General features: G+C 41.4%; 19 protein-coding genes and 1 riboswitch. Of the genes, 15 read left to right on the top strand and 4 right to left on the bottom strand.

Annotated features, from left to right (window positions below):
• Positions 1-435: 435 nt before the first annotated feature.
• Both B9Z54_RS12370 and B9Z54_RS12365 read left to right on the top strand, forming a co-directional pair.
• Positions 436-1,353, top strand: a complete 918-nt coding sequence (locus B9Z54_RS12370) for a M23 family metallopeptidase (RefSeq protein ID WP_113928691.1) — start codon at positions 436-438, stop codon at positions 1,351-1,353.
• Between the two features lie 253 nt (positions 1,354-1,606).
• Positions 1,607-1,741: riboswitch (FMN riboswitch) on the top strand.
• A 144-nt stretch (positions 1,742-1,885) separates the two neighbouring features.
• The gene (locus tag B9Z54_RS12365) at positions 1,886-2,452 is read left to right on the top strand and encodes an ECF transporter S component (RefSeq protein WP_113928690.1); all 567 of its coding nucleotides are present in this window, start codon (positions 1,886-1,888) and stop codon (positions 2,450-2,452) included.
• 869 nt (positions 2,453-3,321) lie between these two features.
• Here the strand turns inward: B9Z54_RS12365 and B9Z54_RS12360 are convergent.
• Positions 3,322-3,570 (bottom strand): ferredoxin, encoded by a 249-nt coding sequence (locus B9Z54_RS12360; protein WP_113928689.1) that lies wholly within the window; start codon positions 3,568-3,570, stop codon positions 3,322-3,324.
• Positions 3,571-3,808: 238 nt separating this feature from the next.
• Here B9Z54_RS12360 and B9Z54_RS12355 point away from each other — a divergent pair, with 238 nt between their 5' ends.
• The 7 genes from B9Z54_RS12355 to B9Z54_RS12325 all read left to right on the top strand — a co-directional run bounded on the left by B9Z54_RS12355 (position 3,809) and on the right by B9Z54_RS12325 (position 10,518).
• On the top strand, positions 3,809-4,864 hold the full coding sequence (locus tag B9Z54_RS12355; RefSeq protein WP_113928688.1) for a YpbB family protein: 1,056 nt from the start codon (positions 3,809-3,811) through the stop codon (positions 4,862-4,864).
• Positions 4,861-6,348 carry a RecQ family ATP-dependent DNA helicase gene (locus B9Z54_RS12350; protein ID WP_113928687.1) on the top strand — a complete coding sequence of 496 codons (1,488 nt, stop codon included), beginning with the start codon at positions 4,861-4,863 and terminating at the stop codon, positions 6,346-6,348. Before B9Z54_RS12355 ends, B9Z54_RS12350 begins: the two co-directional genes overlap by 4 nt.
• Positions 6,345-6,944, top strand: coding sequence for a CPBP family intramembrane glutamic endopeptidase (locus B9Z54_RS12345; protein WP_113928686.1), 600 nt, complete (start codon positions 6,345-6,347; stop codon positions 6,942-6,944). The genes B9Z54_RS12350 and B9Z54_RS12345 overlap by 4 nt, the downstream gene beginning before the upstream one ends.
• Positions 6,941-7,609, top strand: coding sequence for a LysM peptidoglycan-binding domain-containing protein (locus B9Z54_RS12340; RefSeq protein WP_113928685.1), 669 nt, complete (start codon positions 6,941-6,943; stop codon positions 7,607-7,609). Before B9Z54_RS12345 ends, B9Z54_RS12340 begins: the two co-directional genes overlap by 4 nt.
• Before the next feature lie 309 nt (positions 7,610-7,918).
• The gene (locus B9Z54_RS12335; protein ID WP_113928684.1) at positions 7,919-8,443 is read left to right on the top strand and encodes a phosphatase PAP2 family protein; all 525 of its coding nucleotides are present in this window, start codon (positions 7,919-7,921) and stop codon (positions 8,441-8,443) included.
• Between the two features lie 217 nt (positions 8,444-8,660).
• Complete coding sequence (locus tag B9Z54_RS12330) at positions 8,661-9,809, top strand: glycosyltransferase family 4 protein (protein WP_113928683.1); 1,149 nt, start codon at positions 8,661-8,663, stop codon at positions 9,807-9,809.
• Between the two features lie 370 nt (positions 9,810-10,179).
• Positions 10,180-10,518, top strand: a complete 339-nt coding sequence (locus tag B9Z54_RS12325) for a DUF2663 family protein (RefSeq protein WP_345840725.1) — start codon at positions 10,180-10,182, stop codon at positions 10,516-10,518.
• Positions 10,519-10,561: 43 nt separating this feature from the next.
• Here the strand turns inward: B9Z54_RS12325 and cotJC are convergent, their stop codons facing one another.
• The 3 genes from cotJC to B9Z54_RS12310 are packed head-to-tail and all read right to left on the bottom strand — an operon-like array spanning position 10,562 to position 11,646.
• Complete coding sequence (gene cotJC / locus B9Z54_RS12320; protein WP_113928682.1) at positions 10,562-11,131, bottom strand: spore coat protein CotJC; 570 nt, start codon at positions 11,129-11,131, stop codon at positions 10,562-10,564.
• Between the two features lie 30 nt (positions 11,132-11,161).
• A complete protein-coding gene (locus B9Z54_RS12315) occupies positions 11,162-11,422 on the bottom strand; it encodes a spore coat protein CotJB (protein WP_113928681.1) in 261 nt (86 codons plus the stop codon).
• Between the two features lie 5 nt (positions 11,423-11,427).
• A complete protein-coding gene (locus tag B9Z54_RS12310) occupies positions 11,428-11,646 on the bottom strand; it encodes a spore coat associated protein CotJA (RefSeq protein ID WP_113928680.1) in 219 nt (72 codons plus the stop codon).
• Positions 11,647-11,801: 155 nt separating this feature from the next.
• Between B9Z54_RS12310 and B9Z54_RS12305 the strand changes: the two genes are divergently transcribed.
• From B9Z54_RS12305 to B9Z54_RS12275, 6 genes are all read left to right on the top strand, one after another.
• Positions 11,802-12,434 (top strand): CBS domain-containing protein, encoded by a 633-nt coding sequence (locus B9Z54_RS12305; RefSeq protein ID WP_113928679.1) that lies wholly within the window; start codon positions 11,802-11,804, stop codon positions 12,432-12,434.
• Between the two features lie 48 nt (positions 12,435-12,482).
• Complete coding sequence (locus B9Z54_RS12300; RefSeq protein WP_113928678.1) at positions 12,483-12,866, top strand: hypothetical protein; 384 nt, start codon at positions 12,483-12,485, stop codon at positions 12,864-12,866.
• A complete protein-coding gene (locus B9Z54_RS12295) occupies positions 12,860-13,627 on the top strand; it encodes a metallophosphoesterase (RefSeq protein ID WP_113928677.1) in 768 nt (255 codons plus the stop codon). Before B9Z54_RS12300 ends, B9Z54_RS12295 begins: the two co-directional genes overlap by 7 nt.
• Before the next feature lie 85 nt (positions 13,628-13,712).
• Positions 13,713-14,618, top strand: a complete 906-nt coding sequence (locus B9Z54_RS12290) for a MerR family transcriptional regulator (RefSeq protein WP_113928676.1) — start codon at positions 13,713-13,715, stop codon at positions 14,616-14,618.
• An 852-nt stretch (positions 14,619-15,470) separates the two neighbouring features.
• Entirely contained in the window at positions 15,471-16,028 is a 558-nt protein-coding gene (locus B9Z54_RS12280; RefSeq protein WP_113928674.1) for an adaptor protein MecA, read from the top strand.
• Positions 16,029-16,395: 367 nt separating this feature from the next.
• On the top strand, positions 16,396-17,673 hold the full coding sequence (locus B9Z54_RS12275) for a Glu/Leu/Phe/Val family dehydrogenase (protein WP_113928673.1): 1,278 nt from the start codon (positions 16,396-16,398) through the stop codon (positions 17,671-17,673).
• Positions 17,674-18,776: the final 1,103 nt, after the last annotated feature.

The raw sequence follows: 18,776 nt of genomic DNA, 5'->3' as shown, positions 1-18,776 counted from the left end.
CAGTAAATCAACCTTTGCTGATAACTTTTAATTATGTTGTCATCGTCCAGCTTCAGGGCCTTGGGGGCAAATGTTCCGAAGCGAATGAAAAAAAAGACGACCTTTTCTCTTTTTGGAACACTTGCCTTTCGAGTCTGGGCAGGGCGCTTACGCTTATTGAATTTCTCTATAGTGGTAATTGTAAGGAAATACATAATTACTCTAATTTTGGTAAAAGCTATCCAGGTAGATTTTATAAAGTGCTCTCTTTATTTTTAAAGTTTACTCTATTTACTATGTGTGTTGTTAGATCTGCAAATCTTTATTGGAACTATCAAGGTATGTGAGAAAGCAATCAGCTGCTTTCCTAGTTTCTGAGAAAAAGCAAAGATTGGTTCTATTGTGGTACAAGCTGGCATAGCTTTAGAGCGTACCCGAATATAAAGGAGGATATTAATGGTTGTCGATTATATAAGAAGGATTTTGATTGTCAGTTTGCTTGCACTGTGTGTCAGTTTGTTATTCTGGAGCGGCTCAGCTGCCCATGCGGAACAATCCGGAATTTCTACTTGGGTTTTTCCTGTGGATGGTTATATTACTGATCATTATGGAACAAGAGGAGGACATCACAAAGGAATGGACATAGGTGGAGAGCATGGTTCTCCTGTTTATTCGGTTGATGAAGGAGTTGTTAGTAAATCGTATTATTCATCAAGTTATGGACATGTAGTTTTTGTCAAACATCCCAACGGCTATGAAACGGTCTATGGCCATTTGAATGAAAGGGCAGTTTCAGAGGGACAAGCCGTTTCGAAGGGTGAAGAGATAGGGACAATGGGCAATACAGGCAGGTCGACCGGTACCCATCTTCACTTTGAAGTCCACAATGGTGACTGGACTGAACATAAAGACCACGCAATCGACCCTTACCTAGTATTTGGGGAAGGAGAGACAGGACAAACAGTTTTTTCAAAAAAGCACGACCCTTATCAAATTCGCGAAGTTGCAATGAAGATTCCTCAATTAGAGGCTTTGCAGCCAGCATCTTCATCCAAGGACACACATAACTCCGTTGAGAACAAAATACATACAGTTACAAAGGGAGAGACGCTTTGGGGGATTGCTTCAGCTCACGGAGTGGACACCTCAGTCATTATGACACAAAACGGGCTTGACGATTCCACAATCATTATTGGCCAGCAGCTGGTCATCCCTTCCGCAAAAGAGTCGGTGCATAGAGTGAAACCAGGAGAAACCTTGTATGGAATTGCCGAATTATATGATATTACCGTTGATGACCTGCTTGTTTGGAATGAGGTTCGGAAGAGTGATCCTATTATCCCTTCACAGGAACTTATCGTGAACAGAGAATAGAGGAAATGGCATAAGTACGGAGGCAGAAAAAGGGCATAGCCCGCCGTCAAGACGGTGCAGTGGACTGCCTTAAGCACAAGGGAAGTAAAAAAAAGTAATTTAAGGACCAATCTCTCCTCCAGTATCAAAGAGCGGTCAGTAATTTTAACAGGCTCATTACACTTCACATCAATCATTATGTCTCGAATTCGAATCAATCTCTTCACACATCAGCCATTATTTTGTATAATGGTGTTGTAACAAAAAAATATAGATTCGTCTTCGGGGCAGGGTGAAATTCCCGACCGGCGGTAATGAATGTAAATTCTAAGCCCGCGAGCCTGTTTTTTTGGCAGGATTTGGTGTGATTCCAAAGCCGACAGTACAGTCTGGATGGGAGGAGATGAAGGTGGAGCCGCGTTCAAAAACGGATGTTTTGAACGTCTATTTGGGCATGCCTTTGACTTCTCAAGAGAATCTCTTGAGTTTTTTTAGGTTGCTCTGGCAATACTTTTCTTCTAACGTGAGATGAGTCACAAGGGAGAGAGAAAGTATGAAGAAATTGAACACCAGAGGATTTATCCTAATTGGAATGTTGAGCGCAGTATCTTATGTATTAATGCTGCTGAACTTTCCGATTCCGCCATTCCCTAGTTTCTTGATGGTCGACTTCAGCGATGTACCTGCATTGATCGCAGCAATCACTTTGGGGCCGCTTGCAGGGATCCTGGTGGAATTGATGAAGAATGTCCTTGATTATGTCATGACCGGGAGTGACACGGGAGTCCCTATTGGCCACTTTGCCAATTTCATGGCGGGCATTTCATTTATCTTGCCAGTGTATTATATCTACAACCGCATTCAATCTAAAAAAGGAATGGTTACCGGGCTTGTTGCAGGTACATTTATCATGTCCGTCTTGATGAGTGTTTTAAATTACTTTATCATTTTGCCGGCGTATAAATATTTCATGAATTTTGAACTTCCGACAACCATTATCGTTACCGGGATCCTTCCATTTAATATATTGAAAGGCATCTTGATCGCCATAGTATTTGTCCTGTTATTCACAAGGATGCAAGTGTGGCTGAATAAACAATTTGCTTTTAAACGTGCTTAATGGGAAGCGGCTGACTCTGTCAGCCGCTTTTTATGTTGTTATTAAGGCAGGTACGGGCTTACCTGCTTCTTTAATCAATGCTCTTTTCGTAAACTTTGTTGCTGGGTAATATATTTCATTAAGGTGATCTTTATTTCATCAGAAATATCCATGTATTCAAGAAAGAGCAGAGCTTCTTCGGCTTAAAGCGAAATACTTAGGAGGCGGGATGATATTACTCGGGCCACGAGTGCCACCTAACATCAAAAAACAGACTCCAGGTGGCACTCAACCGTCTCCCGAGTGCCACCTAGCAACGAAAAACAGACTCCAGATGGCACTCAACCTGCTCCCGAGTGCCACCTAGCAACGAAAAACAGACTCCAGGTGGCACTCAAACTGCTCCCGAGTGCCACCTAACATCAAAAAACAGACTCCAGGTGGCACTCAACCGTCTCCCGAGTGCCACCTAGCAACGAAAAACAGACTCCAGGTGGCACTCAACCTGCTCCCGAGTGCCACCTAACAACGAAAAACAGACTCCAGGTGGCACTCAACCGTCTCCCGAGTGCCACCTAACATCAAAAACAGACTTCAGGTGGCAACTCAACCGTCTCCCGAGTGCCACCTAGCAACGAAAAACAGACTCCAGGTGGCACTCAACCGTCTCCCGAGTGCCACCTAACATCAAAAAACAGACTCCAGGTGGCACTCAACCGTCTCTAAGACAGCACTAAACCGCAACACAGTTTGTTAGAAGATAGTCTTAATCATTAAGAGAGAGATCTCGAAAATGGTTTGTTTAATAAATCTCAAGTTGCGGATCCCCGATTTTCCACGGTATTTAGGCACAAAAAAACGGCTGGGGTTTCCAGCCGTTCACTCGATCTTTATTCAAATTTCAAGGCGTCTCCGTCGAACGGCTCATCTGCAACCTTGATGGAATCCGTCGGGCAGCCTTCGAAAGCATCAATCATATCGTCTTCGAGAACATCAGGTACTTCCACTGTACCCTCGTTATCATCCAGAACCACAAACGCAATACCTTCATCATCGTAATCATAGATATCTGGAGCAGCAGCACCGCAAGCCCCACATGCAATGCATGTATCTTTATCAACAATCGTATACTTTGGCAATGAAAAAACCTCCTGAAAAATGGTCGATATTGTTAAGTATCATACACTGGTTTCATTAAGTGTATTAATATTCATATTATTATTCTAATGGTGATTCATAAAACTTTCAATAGTTAAGGTACCCATCAGTGATAATTTATATCTTATATAGTGTAAAGTTAAGTAGGAAAAAGTCGCAAATTGTCGGTTTCGTGATACAATAATTTAAATAAGAACATGCGTTTAAAGGAGTTAGTTTATGAACTATATCGAGGCCGTCATTCTGTATTGCCTTAAGGAAATTAAAGGGGAGAGGACTATCTTTTCCATTTTCCATTTACTTAAAGGGAAAAGGTCCTCCCAAACTATCCAGGATGCACACTTATATTCTTTGGCTTCTTTGTTTTATACTTATCCCCTTATAAATCGGGATCGCTTTATGAGGATGGTCTCTGGCCTTCATGAAAAAAACCTTATAATTGAAACGGAAAAAGAAAAATATATTCTTACTGAACAGGGAGTTCACCAATTGGGTGCTTTTTTCAATGAGAGGCCATACCCTGCCTCATTAAACGGATGGCTGTATGGAACTACTGTGGAGGTTCTCTGGAAAAGGTTATCGCTTTTGATCCAGGTCTTATCTCATTACATAAGGGCCAGCCAGCAGTATTATCCTATCCAGAGAGAGAGAGAAGTCCAACGGTGGATTAAAACGTTCCTTTATGAACCTCCGCTGCCTTTAAAAGAATTAAATACTGCGTTATATTCAGATATTGTTTCGTTAGCCAGGCAGGAATCTTTTCCGGATGATCCGGAACTCCTGGTTAGCCGGCTGACAGGCGGGGAATTTATTGGACTTACCAGAGGACAGGCTGCAGAGAGAGCGGGTTTGGAGGAGGATGAGTACTGGTACCGTTTTTGGAATGTGCTGCATTATACAGCAGCTGAAGTTACCGCTCAAAAAGAAAAGTATCCTGTGCTCTATGCCTTGATATCAGATTTGGTGCCAGAAATCACGCTGACCCATTCCAGCGAAGAAACGTATAAGCTCCTGAAAAGAGGAGATGACATAAAGAGAATTTCTGAATTGAGAAGGTTGAAGGAGAGCACTATAGAGGATCATATAGTTGAAATTGCCCTAAATGATAAAGAATTCTCCATTGAAAGATTTGTCCCTGAGTCTGATATAGATCAGATTCTTCATAAAGCACGGGAAGTGAATAAGCGGAAACTGAAACCGATTAAGGATGCTTTGCCTCAGCTTTCTTATTTTCAGATCAGGCTGACGCTGGCCAGGTATGGTGATAAATTATGAACTTGCAAAATGAACTGTATAAATGGTTTGGGTATAAGGAGTTCAGGCAGGGGCAGGAGGAAGTGATCCAGTCGGTACTGAAAGGGAAGGATACAATTGCTATGCTTCCTACCGGTACAGGAAAATCTTTATGTTATCAGCTGCCTGCATATATCACTGGCGGAACTGTATTGGTAGTTTCGCCTCTTCTCTCTCTAATGCAGGACCAGGTGGAGCACATGAAAGTGATGGGAGAAAAGAAGGTTGTTGCTCTCAATTCGTTTCTCGATTTTAGGGAAAGAATTTATATTTTGAACAACCTTGGAAAGTTCCGGTTCATTTTTATATCTCCTGAAATGTTAATGATGGAAAAAGTGATTGAAAAGTTGAGAAACGTATCAGTTTCCTTGTTTGTAGTTGATGAAGCTCATTGTATTTCTCAATGGGGACATGATTTTCGGCCGGATTATCAACGACTGGGTGAAGTAAGGAACCTTCTTGGCTCACCATCGACGCTTGCATTGACGGCAACCGGGAACAGGGAAGTACGTGAGGACATTAAAGGAATTCTGAGAATGGAGGACTGTCAGGAAATTGTCTACTCAGCAGACAGGCCTAACATTAGTCTCGCCATCACTCATGTTTCTTCTTACCCTGAAAAGATGGAGCGTCTTCTGGAGTTTGTTTCCTCCTTTCAAAAGCCTGGAATCATTTATTTTTCCAGTAAAAAGATGGCTGAGGAGACAGCTGAATGGCTCATACAGCAAGGGCTTCATAAAACATCTTTTTATCATGGAGGGATGGAACAAGAACAGAGAATTCTTATCCAGCAGCAATTCCTTCATGGCCAGCTTGATATCATTTGTGCGACAAGTGCGTTTGGGATGGGCATTAACAAACCGGATATCCGGTTTGTCATGCACTTTCATCTTCCGGCAAGTGCTGAAGCCTATCTTCAGGAGATTGGAAGAGCAGGCAGGGACGGTGAGCGGAGTATTGCAATGCTTCTCTACTCCCCGGGTGACGAAGGACTGCTGTATCAAATGATAGATAGTGAAATGCCTTCAGACTATCAAGTTGAAGAGTATTTTAAACAGGCTGGGAGCAAGGGAGATCAGGAATTAATGGACTTACTTGGATTAAATGAGATCCATTTCAGGTTTTTAAGCTTCTATAAGCAGGTATATATTAATAAGAACAGGGATTTAAGTCCCGGTGACAATGGCGCTGCTTCGTTCGTTAAAAAAATTAGAGACATACGGACGGAGAATAAGCGTATGAAGATTGGCTCTATGACGGAATGGGCAGTTGGTTCAAAGTGCAGAAGACAGGGAATCCTTAATATGTTCGGGGAAGAACTTAGAGGAAAGCAGGAAAAGTGCTGTGATACCTGCGGGTTGGATTTTAGTGACTATGAAGGAAATAATATCCAGGATTCCCGTATGGAAAAATCATTTACATGGGAAGAACAGCTTTACAAAATGCTGCTGAACGGCTCCTTATGAAAAGCAAACAAAAAGACCTCGTCATGCAGATCACAGACCGGGAGTTGACCTTTCATCTCTATGCCACGCAAATAGTCCTATTAACTTCAGCTATAATTTTGGGTATATTCTTATATGACGATATTTCAACTTTTATAAATCAATTTGTCTGGAATCGTCAAATTTTGGTGTATGGGGCTGGAAGTGGAATGGCCATCGTCCTCCTTGATCTTCTTTTTATGAAGGTGCTTCCTAAGAAGTATTATGATGACGGCGGTATAAATGAAAGGATCTTCAGAAATAGAAGCGTTATGCATATTTTCTTTCTGGCGGCCGTTATCTCTGTATGTGAAGAATTGTTATTCAGGGGAGTCATTCAATATCACTTTGGCTTCATTACTGCTACAGTCATATTTGCTGTCGTCCATATCAGGTATTGGGGTAATTGGTTCCTTGTTATTAATATAGTCCTCCTCAGCACCTGGATTGGATTAGTCTACGAGTGGACGGCCAATCTCGCTGTCACTATGGTGATGCATTTTGTCATCGACTTTTTATTAGGGTTAACCATTAAGTATCAAGCCGAAAATCAAGAAAAAAGAAGGGATGTTTTATGAGTAGAGATCCTTATCGTGCTCAAGCCGAAAAACTCCGCCAGAAGATTGAAAGAGTAGAACCCGCGCCCGAGCAGGAAGTTAAACAAAAAAGATCACTCCCAAAAAGGAGTGACGTACATCAGGAGAAAAGAAAGAAAATAAAGTACCCTCTCATAAAAGGAATGCTGGCTTTTTTCGTACTTTTACCAATAGTAATGTATGGTCTATATTCATCCTTGGATGTCAGTGGAAACGAGAATAGAAGTGTAGTAACTGAAACAGGGCAGATGGAAGAAGTTACTTATGAATCAAAAGAAGTCAAAGATGAAGTAAAGAGCGGAACTACAGAAGAAAACAAAGAAATTGTTGATTCTGAATCAGCGGCCGCAACTGCCGAACCAGATGATTCCCCTAAAGCTGAGGAAGAGGAAGTCCGGATTGAAGAGGTGTCTGAAGAAAACATTGTTCAATTGAATGACCAAGAAGAATCAGTGCAGGAAGACGAATTCGGAGAAAATGTACAGGTCATCGAGCATATTGTGGAACCTCAGGAGACACTGTTCAGAATAGCGATGAATTACTATAAATCACAAGAAGGAATCGAGAAAATCAAAGAATGGAATAATATTGATCAGCATGATCTGGAGGCTGGCCAAGTACTAAAGATTCCTCTCCCAGTCGATTAATAGGTAAGAATAATCAACCTTATGAAGGTATTTCTTCATAAGGTTTTTTGTTTGCTTTTCTGTGTCTGACACGATGCCTGTAGATATTTAAGTGAAGCAGTTTTATCAAGCATTTACTTAGGGCCAGCTTTCTTGAAGCAAGCTTTCTTAATAGCACTTTACGTGATCTTGTTAAAGTCCTGGATCAGTCTTTTGACCCCTGGTCATTAGAAGTTCAGCCACCTTAATGAAAAATTTACATTCTGTTACAAATACACTAACAAACATCCCATACAATAATAGTGACAACAGTTCGGAAAGGGGATGCGTATGGAAAGGGTCAGATCACGGATTTTTCAATATGATGAAAGCCTGTTTTACCATTTTAACGGGCATCAAGGATTTTTATTATCTTTCTTCCATATGATAACGCACTTGGGAGGAGCGCGATTTACAATCAGCTCCATGGTGCTTGTGTACCTGCTGGCAGACCAAGAATCATTACTTAGGCAGACAGCAGTCATATCCATGCTCGCCCTTACGTTGAGTCATTTGATGGCAGTGGGAGTCAAGCGGATGGTGAAAAGGATACGCCCTTATGCTGCATTGCCCAAGGCGAACCTATATGGACATCAATTTAAAGATCATTCATTTCCATCAGGACATACAACAGCCATTTTTTCCATCACTGTTCCTTTTATGGTAACTTATCCGGCATTCATGATAATCCTCTTACCAGTTTCCCTTTTGACGGCTCTTTCCCGAGTCGTTCTGGGAGTTCATTATCCCAGTGACATTTTGGCAGGGTTCTTTCTTGGCACAGTGACGGCCGTCGTACTTCTCATAAATTTTTGATTCGGTAAGACTCTTATCGCAAACTTTGCTGCTATCTAATATGACTTTTGCTAGATGACATCATAATTCACTAATTAAATCCTGGTAAGCAGCTGCTTTCTCTGATTAGAGAGAAAAACCTCTGGGATTTTTCCGAAACCAACCATATATGTGAAACAGCCTTCGGTAATAATGTTTGGCCGGATTACCAACTTACTTCTTTCATGGAGGGGATTACATGAGGATTGCCATCTTTTCTGATACTTATGATCCGCAGGTAAATGGTGTTGCCAGAACGTTAAAAAGACTGACAGATCATATGGAAGCAAGAGGGGTTGAGTTTGAACTCTTTGTTCCAGAGCTGGGAAATGACAGCCGGACCTATCCTAACATACATCAACATACAAGCTTCCCGTTCTTTTTCTATCCTGAGTGCAGAACGGCCATTGCCAATCCCAGGAAAATTGAAAAAAGACTAAGAGAGTTTTCCCCTGACCTTATACATCTTGCCACTCCTTTAACGATGGGTCTGTACGGCCTGCATGCTGCCAAGAAATTGGGAATACCGATGGCGGCATCCTATCATACTCATTTTGATCGATATCTGGATTATTACAAAATGTCCTGGATCTCACCATTTTTATGGAAATATATGAAATGGTTCCACGCTGAGTGTGAGAAAATATTCGTTCCTTCAATAGAAACGATGCTGCATCTTGAAGAGCAAGGTCTGAGCAATCTTTCCATCTGGACCAGAGGAGTGGATTGTTCCATGTTCACTCCCAGTAAGAGAATGCTTCAAACAAGGGAAAAATATAAAATCCAGAAAAAGTACCTGATTCTTTTCGCTGGAAGGCTCGCTCCTGAAAAAGATCTGGATACTCTGATATCTACCATTAAAGGCCTCTCGCCATCCATAAGAGATGAGGTTCATTGGATGATTGCAGGGAACGGCCCTTGTTATCAGGAGGTACAGAAAAAGCTGCAGGGAGAAAGTGTGACGATGACTGGTTATTTGAACAGCAAGGAACTTTCTGAACTATATGCTTCCTCTGATTTATTTGTCTTCCCGTCACCTACCGAAACGTTCGGAAATGTGGTTCTTGAGGCAGCGGCTTCGGGCATTCCTGCTGTGGTGGCGGATCAAGGAGGAGTCACAGGCATCATAAAAAATCATTTCAACGGATTGATCTGCCCTGCTCGTTCCAGTACCGGCTTTGTAGAGGCGGTGGAGTTTTTGATCACTAACGAAGAGGCAAGGGAAAGAATGGGAAGGAACGCTAGGGAGTTCGCAGAAAATCAATCATGGGAAAGAATTTTTGACGGGCTGCTGAATGAATATGAAGAGATTATAGAAGCCCCAAAAGATATCAGAAAGCATGCTTAGGAGGAGTGGTGATATTTTCATCGCTTTTTTCTTTGGGACATTCACATGGTTTCTTCTTGTAAGCAGTCTTAGGATTGTGGCTTAAAAAGTACCTGCATTTGTTGGTTATCAAGCCTCTCCTATCCAGCGGAAACCAAGCTTTTTCAGCATTGCTTAACAAAAAGGGCATTTAAATAGATTTAAGCAGCTTCTATTTTTCAGGACAAGTTCATATATTTGAAAGAGAAAGATAATTGGACTTTGAGGTGAAGCCTATGAATCCGCACATAGTAAAGCTTAATGACTGGACCGATTTGGCGACAAAACAGATGCTGCATAATGTTATTGATAAAAACAAAAATGGGACAAGTATAAGAACATCCACCTTCTCATGCTATGGAGCAGCGTCTTCCTTACTTTCTGTTTCCTATATTATTTCTATAACTATATTATCGAGCCATATTCATACTCCTTCGAATCAGCATTCTCTGCCATGTTCTCTAAGGAAGGCCACCTATATGTATTTCTTTTACTTGTTGGAATGTTTGGTGCAGTGAAAGTCCTTTATACTAAAAGGGAAAAAGCTGAAAAGGAGTACCATGCGCTCAGAAGCGAGATCATTGATCGGAGCAAAGACCTTTGGAAGGAAGATTCATGGAAGAAGAGAAATGAAGTATATGAACTAATGAAAAAAGAATGGGATATCAATTTATATCATGTGAGCAAGTAGCATATAGGAAAGAGAAGAAACCTGCAATATTTGCAGGTTCCACCTAAAATATCTTCTTTCGGTCGCGATCTTCTTTAAGAATTTCAACAGCTTCCCTGAATCTTTGGGAATGCACGATTTCTCTCTCCCTCAAGAAGCGAAGGCCGTCATTTAAATCAGGGTCATCACTCATGTTGATAATCCATTGATAGGTTGCCCTGGCCTTTTCTTCTGCAGCAATATCTTCATATAAGTCCGCAATTGGATCGCCTTTTGCCTGGATGTACGACGCAGTCCAAGGCACCCCTGCGGCATTATTATAGAACAGAGCATTGTCATGGTTTACATAGTGAGGTTCCAGTCCAGCTTCTTTTAGCATCTCAGGAGTTGCATCCTTTGTCAGTTTATAAATCATCGTCGCAATCATTTCCAGGTGGGCAAATTCCTCTGTGCCGATATCAGTTAGCAGTCCGATTACTTTATCCGGAATGGAATACCGCTGATTCAAGTATCTCAATGCCGCGGCCAGTTCCCCATCAGCACCACCGTACTGCTCGATTAGATATTTGGCAAGCCTGGGATTGCAAGTACTAACACGTACAGGATATTGCAATTTTTTCTCATAAACCCACATATATTATTGACCCCTCCTTGTAATGGGAACTCAAACCTGCCAAGGCCACGGAGCTTCCGGCCATTCATATGGATAATGGGAATAACTGTACCCGAAATTAGTCAGCATCCCAAACTTTTCCTCAAAAGCTTTTTTTATTTGTTTCCGCTGTTTGACGAATTGATTGTATTGCTGGATGGCATTAGAATCATCAGGATGTGTATCCAGATATAGTGTGAGCTCGACTATGACAAAGTCGGCAGTCTGCAGTTCCTCGAGCAATTGATAATATTCAGGAGGCATTTGTTTCATTGTACTCACTCCTTATATTTTTCATATGGACTGTAATAAGGGTCATAGAATACCTTCCATAGCGTCCCGGCCTTCAATGCTTCTTTTGGTGTGAACTGCGGCAGGTCTGGAGGCTGATAGCCGAGATAAAGGTTGGGCGGAGTAGAATAGGTTTTCACTTTAATAGGCGGACAGGGATCAAAAGGGGAAATGTAAGGTTTATAACTTTTATACAAACTGTGCAAAGCAATCCCTCCAGAATTTAGTAATTCCTATTAGATTGTATGAATAACAGAGTAATTCATTCCAAAAGTTTTTGTTTTGCTTTATTAAAAAGCAGGTATTTACCTTGTGTATGATGAATTATAATAATATAGTTAATTTTAATGGGGTGATAAGGATGTTTGTGAAAAGTGCGATGATTCCAAAACACAAATGCTATGTGGTTCAGGAAAACGATTCTGTGGAAAAAGCATTGGACGTGCTGGAACATCATCAAATTGACGGTGTTCCAGTCCTGGCAGGAGAAAAATATGCAGGAGTTGTTACACGATATCATATTTATCAAAGCTTTTTCTCTTCGGAAAAGCTTAAAGCGGATTTTGTAAAAGAAACCCTTGTAAAAGATATTGTCACTCACAAGGATAAGTATTTGGTCGGTGATGAAATATTCGAGAAGACGCTGCTTGAATTACAGGATTTCCCGATTTTGTCGGTGGTGGATGAGGAGAGAAAATTCCTCGGGCTTGTCACCCGTTTTGATATCCTTGAACAGTTCCAGAGCGCTTTCGGTATGCACCGCGAAGGAATCAGGATAGCCTTTACCTCTGTAGAAACAGAAGGCCGGATTGCCCGTTTAGGCGAAATTATCCAGCAGCATCATGAATCCGTTATTTCATTAGTTACCTTTGATGCGACGGACAAACTGCTAAGAAGAATAGTATTGAAGATCGAAAAGAAAGACAATATCGATAAGTTTTTGAAAAAGCTGGAGAAATCAGGCTTCCGCATTTTAGATATTCACGAAGACTGAGTTCATTAATTAAAAATCCCTCTCATATATTTTATGGGAGGGATTTTTTTGCTGTTTAATATACTTAAAATTTGTATGTCCTTCATAACAGGGTATCTATTCATTAAGTGGTGTCCTGTTATAGAGTTATTGAGCATATCGGATATAATCGTCAAGTTGGTATTAAACCCTATTCAGTTCTTTGCGTCTTCACTTGCCTTTATGTCAGGTCTAATTATTAGCGCAGACCTGATCAAAAAAGAGGCCCTGTTGCTCGCAGCTTTTTTTCATGGAGAGTATTCCCAGGAGATTCTGGCCATTCCGATTCATATTGCCGGAATCTACTTTCTGAGCACAATCGGAATATGGCAAACAATCATATTCTTATGTTCTGCCTTGATTTATGGTATGCTTTCTATAGATTTTTCAGAGAGCAGGAGGGCTCCATGGTAAAGGTGTTAGGATTTGTCTTGGGATGCGGCTTCTTGCTGCTATTATATATGTTGAGAGAAGCGTTTATAAATAAAGTAAATATAAAAGAACTATACTTTGAAGATTATCCAGAGAATGCCCGGCAGCTCTGTATCTTCTTTATATCGGATGTTCACAGACGTATTATTCACGACAGTATCATCGAGAAGGCTGAGGGTAAAGCGGATATAGTTGTTATCGGGGGAGACCTGACAGAAAAAGGAGTTTCCTTTCCTCAAGTCAGCAAAAATATTCATAAACTAAAAAGACTTGGACCTGTATACTTCATATGGGGGAACAATGATTACGAAGCAGGCTTAGAGAGCTTTGGCAATTTTTTGAGAGAGATGGATGTCATCTTGCTGGAAAATTCATCTGTATTGATTGAGGCTGGCCATAGTCATCCTATCGCGCTGGTCGGTACGGAAGACCTCAGTTTAGGAAGGGATAATGTGGAAAAAGCGTTTATGAGTGTACCTCCAAAATCATTCAGAATCCTTTTGGCCCACAATCCAGACACAATAAAGAAATTAAGTAAGGAACATCATATTAGCTTAATGCTGAGCGGACATACTCATGGAGGACAAATCCGGGTCTTTGGCTTTGGAATGTATCAAAAAGGTGGTTGGAGCAATGTAGCTGGAACGACCGTTCTTGTCAGCAATGGTTATGGTACTACAGCCTTGCCGCTCCGTCTTGGGGCACCGCCGGAAACCCATTTAATTACAATAAAAGGAAAATGATAGAGAGTTTGAGGAGTACTTTAATTTTACAGCTGTAAATCACTCCATTATAATTTTAATACATGGGACATTTGGAGGATTTTAAATGACAAACCAATCCGAAGGAAAATATAATATTAAAGCTATTTCCAAAATGCTCGGAATCCAGCCTGGCACATTAAGGGCTTGGGAGAGAAGATATAAAATGATAGCCCCTGTCCGGAATGAATCCGGACACCGGCTATATTCAGAGGAACACTTGAAGATATTGAAGTGGCTCGTTTCCAAAGTGGAACAGGGCTTTACCATCAGCCAGGCGGTTTCGCTTCTGGACAAGCAGGGACTTGTCGAGGAATTGGAAAGCGAAAATCCCACCGGAAATCGCCTGGATGGCTTAACGGAAGAATTGCTGCAGTCGCTGCTTAAATTCGATGAAACCAAGGCCCATCAGTTAATGAACAGGGCGTTTTCAATGTATACGATCGATAAAGTGGTCATTGATGTTTTAGGAACTTTGCTTGTCAGGATTGGAGATTTGTGGGAGCACAATCAAATCACGACTGCCCATGAACATTTTGCCACTGCTGTCTTAAGGGCGCGTATTTCTACTCTCATGCAGACCTTCCCGCATAATGGGCTGCTTCCGAAAGTCGTCGCAGTATGCGGGCCAGGTGAACACCATGAATTGGGTTTGCTTGTATTCACGCTGTATGTCAGAAGGAAAGGCTTTGAAGTGATATACCTTGGTGCGAGTATCAAGGAAGAAGACATAGAAGTAGTCATCGACATCGTTCAGCCGCGATTTTTGTTTCTGTCCTGTACAATGAGGGAAAATATCGATCAAACTCTTGGCGTCATTGATGAGCTGCAGAACTCAAAGGATTTCTTGCATGTGGGGATCGGCGGGCTTGCAGTCAATTCATTGCCTCAACGCTTGAAGGAAGCCTATAAGGATAACCTGGTAGGATCAAGTAAAGAAGATTGGGATACCTGGCTCAAGTCCTATCTATAACAAGGGACGGCCGGCTCAAACGTTTTTTCGTTTGAGCCGTTTTTTTGATGGTCTTGAAAACCTCTTGCAATGCCGGGTCTTCCAGCGAGGTATTGAAATCGGCCTTCATGAGGGGATAAGCAGGTTGCCCTAACACTTCTTACCATTCAAGCAGTCGGTTTACCTGAGAAGGAAATGAATAATCTTAAATAAGCGGAATTTTTCCGGCTAAGCTGTAAAACTGCATTCGATATGGGGTAGATAAGCGGAATTTTTCCGCTTAAGCACTGCTAAATGGACCCTTTTCATATCTTTTTAGCAAATAAGCGGAATTTCTCCGCTTAATTTAGCTGTTTCTAATACTCTTTTTAAAAGGCTCTTTTCGTAAACTTTGTCGCTATTTAACATGTAATTCGGAAAATAATGCCGTAATTCCCCCCGAAAAATCCTGGTAAGCAAGAAAGAAAAGAGCTACACCCTCCGTTTATAGAGGAAATCCTTCATATCCGGGGAAAAATCCGGTTCTTGGGATTTTTCCGAAAGCAACAATCAATCCGAAATCAGCCTTTTAAAATAAGCGGAATTTCTTCCCTTATTTCCTACAGTTTTTTTCATGGGGATAAATCGCTGATGAAATCGCAGGGACCGGTAAGAAAGGATTCAAGCCGCAGAGCAAACCACCAGTTCTCACTGGTGGTTTTGATTTGATACAACTCCTGCGGAAGATTTTGAATTTTGCCAGCTCCAAATCAGGTCAAAGTCCATTTTATATAAAAGTGAATAGCAGGAAAGACACCACCAGACGATTTGCCGAACCTTCTTTTTCCTCTAACATAGTATGTTGGTAACCATTCATACTCAGGGGGCGGGAAGATGAAGCTTGAGAGGTTATCCAGTAATACAGTAAAGTTTTCGATAAGTATCGCAGAACTGGAAACAAAGGGAATACTTGAGGATGACCAATGGAAAGACTCATTGGTCTGGCATGAATTTTTCGAAGATTTGATGGATGAAATGTACAATGAATATGGAATCGATCTAGAAAGCACTGTCACAGTTGAAATTAATTCAGTCAACTCAAGAGAGATGGTCCTTATATTGACGCTGAGTGAAGAAGGGTTCTTTGAAGATGATCCTTTTAAGGCAATAGAAATAGTGGATGATGGTCTTCTGTTATTAGAATTTCAGCTGTTTGACGATGTTTTGGCCTTTACTTACCGGCTTTTAACCGGAGATTATGAGGAAATATCTCTATATTCCAAGGATGATAAATATTTCTTAGAGGTTAAGGGAGGAAGCGAAAGGTTGTCTTCCCTGGCTGGTGAATATGGAGAAAAGGCAAGTGAAACAATTCATACATTGAAGGAATATGGAACTAACATCATAGACAAAACATGCAAGGAAACTTTAGCCCGATATTTTCACAGCTAGACATTCAGGAGGCAGGCAGCAGAGCCTCCTTTTTCCATGTATGCCTTTACTTAAGGTAGAAGATTAAGGATGTAAAATACCACCAACTGAGTGGCTGCGACTGAGGCATGTATAGCTGATTAGGGGAGAAGATAAGCCAATTACTGCAGAAAGGCATATTTTTATGAATATGTAATGCTCATTCGGGTAAAAAACTAATGGAAGAAGGAACAGACAGAAAAGGAATATATAAAGAATGACAGCGTTTTCATCAAATCCAACTTTTTTTATTTTAGTATCTTTGCAACACCATATCTAACGTGTATACTATTGCTTGTAAAGGCGGACACGTTTCCGAAATACAGTGAACAAACTGGGAGGTTTACTAATGGTAGCCGAGAAAGATGCAGCAAGCAGCAATCCTGAAGATAAAAACGATGTACTTAAATCGACTCAAACCGTAATTAAGCTGGCTCTGGAAAAATTGGGATATTCAGATGAAGTATTCGAGCTTCTTAAAGAGCCTGTGAGAATGCTTACAGTTAAAATACCAGTCCGAATGGACGATGGAAAAATAAAAGTATTTACTGGTTATCGTGCTCAACATAATGATGCGGTCGGCCCAACCAAAGGCGGAATCCGCTTCCATCCTAATGTGACTGAAAAAGAAGTAAAAGCACTTTCCATCTGGATGAGCTTAAAGTGTGGAATTGTCGACCTTCCATATGGCGGAGGGAAAGGCGGTATTATTTGCGACCCTCGAGACATGTCATTCAGGGAATTGGAAAGGCTGAGCAGGGGATATGTCCGTGCAATCAGCCAGATCGTAGGTCCTACTAAAGACATTCCAGCTCCTGACGTTTTCACCAACTCACAAATCATGGCTTGGATGATGGACGAGTACAGCCGTATCGATGAATTCAACTCGCCTGGTTTCATTACAGGAAAGCCGCTTGTCCTTGGCGGTTCTCACGGACGCGAAACGGCAACTGCTAAAGGTGTTACCATATGTATCAGAGAAGCAGCCAAGAAAAAAGGCATCGATATTGAAGGGGCGAGAGTCGTCGTTCAAGGATTCGGGAATGCTGGCAGTTTTCTGGCGAAGTTCATGCATGATGCAGGAGCAAAAGTCATCGGTATCTCAGATGCTTATGGCGGCCTCCATGATCCAAATGGGTTGGACATTGATTATTTACTGGATAGACGGGACAGCTTTGGAACGGTTACGAAACTTTTCAATAATACTATAACCAATAAAGAATTGCTGGAACTTGATTGTGATATCCTGGTCCCTGCAGCAATCGAGAACCAGATCACAGAAGAAAACGCTGCAAATATTCGTGCGAGCATTGTTGTGGAAGCGGCAAACGGTCCTACTACACTCGAAGCTACCAAGATCCTCACTGAACGTGATATCCTGCTGGTACCCGATGTACTGGCATCTTCCGGCGGAGTGACGGTTTCCTATTTTGAGTGGGTACAAAACAATCAAGGTTACTATTGGACGGAAGAAGAAGTCGAGGAGAAGCTTGAAAGGATTCTTGTAGCTTCCTTCAACAATGTATATGAAGCTGCCCAAACCCGCCGAGTGGACATGAGGCTGGCAGCTTACATGGTCGGCGTTCGAAAAATGGCAGAAGCCAGCAGATTCAGGGGCTGGATTTAATTAGAATGAGGGAGGATGTCTTTAATGGGCATCCTTTTTTCGTGGTCCTGAAAATCCATGGCTATACCGGGGGTTCCCCCGGATACCAAAGCTTTTCTCCCTAATCGGAGGGAGCAGCTGCTTTCTAGCTCTGCTTACATTGATGTCTTCGCTGAATTATGAGGTTATCTTACAGAATTCTAAAGAGCAACAAAGTTATGAAAAGACCCATTTAATAAGAAGTTCTTTTCGCAGTGATTGTTTTATGATTGCTGTATAAGAGTAATGGATTTTCTCTCCAATTTCGCGGCTGCGAGGGCGGGCGGTGAGCCTCCTTAGCTTTGTCTTTATATAAGGCTGTTTTCGCATATATTGTTGCTTTCGGAAAAATCCCAAGAACCGGATTTTTCCCCGGATACTAAGAGTTTTATCTTTTATCGGGGGATAGTAGCTCTTTTCTTTTCGGTGTTCCCAGATTTACCCCTCTTAATAGGGTTACTTTTTCGGAATTAGTAACAAATAGCAACAAAGTTTACGAAAAGAGCCTTATATAAAGTGGAAGCACCTTGGTCAGCCCCGGCAGGCAATAGAACGTTTGCCTGAAGGATAAAAGGGGCTTGAGCTATATTAAATAGAGGGAAAATTTCCCCTTAATTAATATAAAGCATTGAAAATAGCTTTAAATAGAGGGAAGAATTCCCCTTATTTGACTCAAACACTAGAAAATAAGTGCTTTTTCTTTAAATAAGGGGAAAAATTCCCCTTATTCACCATCAAAACCCTCCCAAACCTGCAATTAACGGTAAAAATTCCCCTTATTTTTTCCGATAGTTACTAAATTAATTTCAGGACTTGTTATTTCGCTATTTTCTGGCTAGTTGTGTAAAAATGCCATTTCTCCGTTCCTTTTTTATTGCTTTACGACAGGAAGCTCATCTATTTTCACGCCCTAATGTTCCTGGGTTTAGTGTGAGAATATAAAAAATACTCTGGGACACTCAATGTTTTGCATACTTACCGAAATTCTCCTATCATATTATGGTAGGAGAATTTTTAAAAAAGAAATGATACAATCAACCTTTATGGATTGAACTAAGTTATTCTCGTCCAGCTTCAGCGCCCGA

It is taken from the genome of Bacillus sp. P14.5 (assembly GCF_003316765.1).
Taxonomy (GTDB): Bacteria; Bacillota; Bacilli; order Bacillales; family Bacillaceae_B; genus Rossellomorea.
This window is presented reverse-complemented; position numbering and strand designations above follow the sequence as displayed.

Coding starts and splice junctions, on each gene's coding strand:
- B9Z54_RS12335 (WP_113928684.1), top strand. CDS start 7,919: ATGGAAAGGGTCAGATCACGGATTTTTCAATATGATGAAAGCCTGTTT.
- B9Z54_RS12295 (WP_113928677.1), top strand. CDS start 12,860: ATGGTAAAGGTGTTAGGATTTGTCTTGGGATGCGGCTTCTTGCTGCTA.
- B9Z54_RS12365 (WP_113928690.1), top strand. CDS start 1,886: ATGAAGAAATTGAACACCAGAGGATTTATCCTAATTGGAATGTTGAGC.
- B9Z54_RS12345 (WP_113928686.1), top strand. CDS start 6,345: ATGAAAAGCAAACAAAAAGACCTCGTCATGCAGATCACAGACCGGGAG.
- B9Z54_RS12315 (WP_113928681.1), bottom strand. CDS start 11,422: ATGAAACAAATGCCTCCTGAATATTATCAATTGCTCGAGGAACTGCAG.
- B9Z54_RS12355 (WP_113928688.1), top strand. CDS start 3,809: ATGAACTATATCGAGGCCGTCATTCTGTATTGCCTTAAGGAAATTAAA.
- B9Z54_RS12340 (WP_113928685.1), top strand. CDS start 6,941: ATGAGTAGAGATCCTTATCGTGCTCAAGCCGAAAAACTCCGCCAGAAG.
- B9Z54_RS12280 (WP_113928674.1), top strand. CDS start 15,471: ATGAAGCTTGAGAGGTTATCCAGTAATACAGTAAAGTTTTCGATAAGT.
- B9Z54_RS12330 (WP_113928683.1), top strand. CDS start 8,661: ATGAGGATTGCCATCTTTTCTGATACTTATGATCCGCAGGTAAATGGT.
- cotJC (WP_113928682.1), bottom strand. CDS start 11,131: ATGTGGGTTTATGAGAAAAAATTGCAATATCCTGTACGTGTTAGTACT.
- B9Z54_RS12275 (WP_113928673.1), top strand. CDS start 16,396: ATGGTAGCCGAGAAAGATGCAGCAAGCAGCAATCCTGAAGATAAAAAC.
- B9Z54_RS12290 (WP_113928676.1), top strand. CDS start 13,713: ATGACAAACCAATCCGAAGGAAAATATAATATTAAAGCTATTTCCAAA.
- B9Z54_RS12305 (WP_113928679.1), top strand. CDS start 11,802: ATGTTTGTGAAAAGTGCGATGATTCCAAAACACAAATGCTATGTGGTT.
- B9Z54_RS12370 (WP_113928691.1), top strand. CDS start 436: ATGGTTGTCGATTATATAAGAAGGATTTTGATTGTCAGTTTGCTTGCA.
- B9Z54_RS12325 (WP_345840725.1), top strand. CDS start 10,180: ATGCTATGGAGCAGCGTCTTCCTTACTTTCTGTTTCCTATATTATTTC.
- B9Z54_RS12350 (WP_113928687.1), top strand. CDS start 4,861: ATGAACTTGCAAAATGAACTGTATAAATGGTTTGGGTATAAGGAGTTC.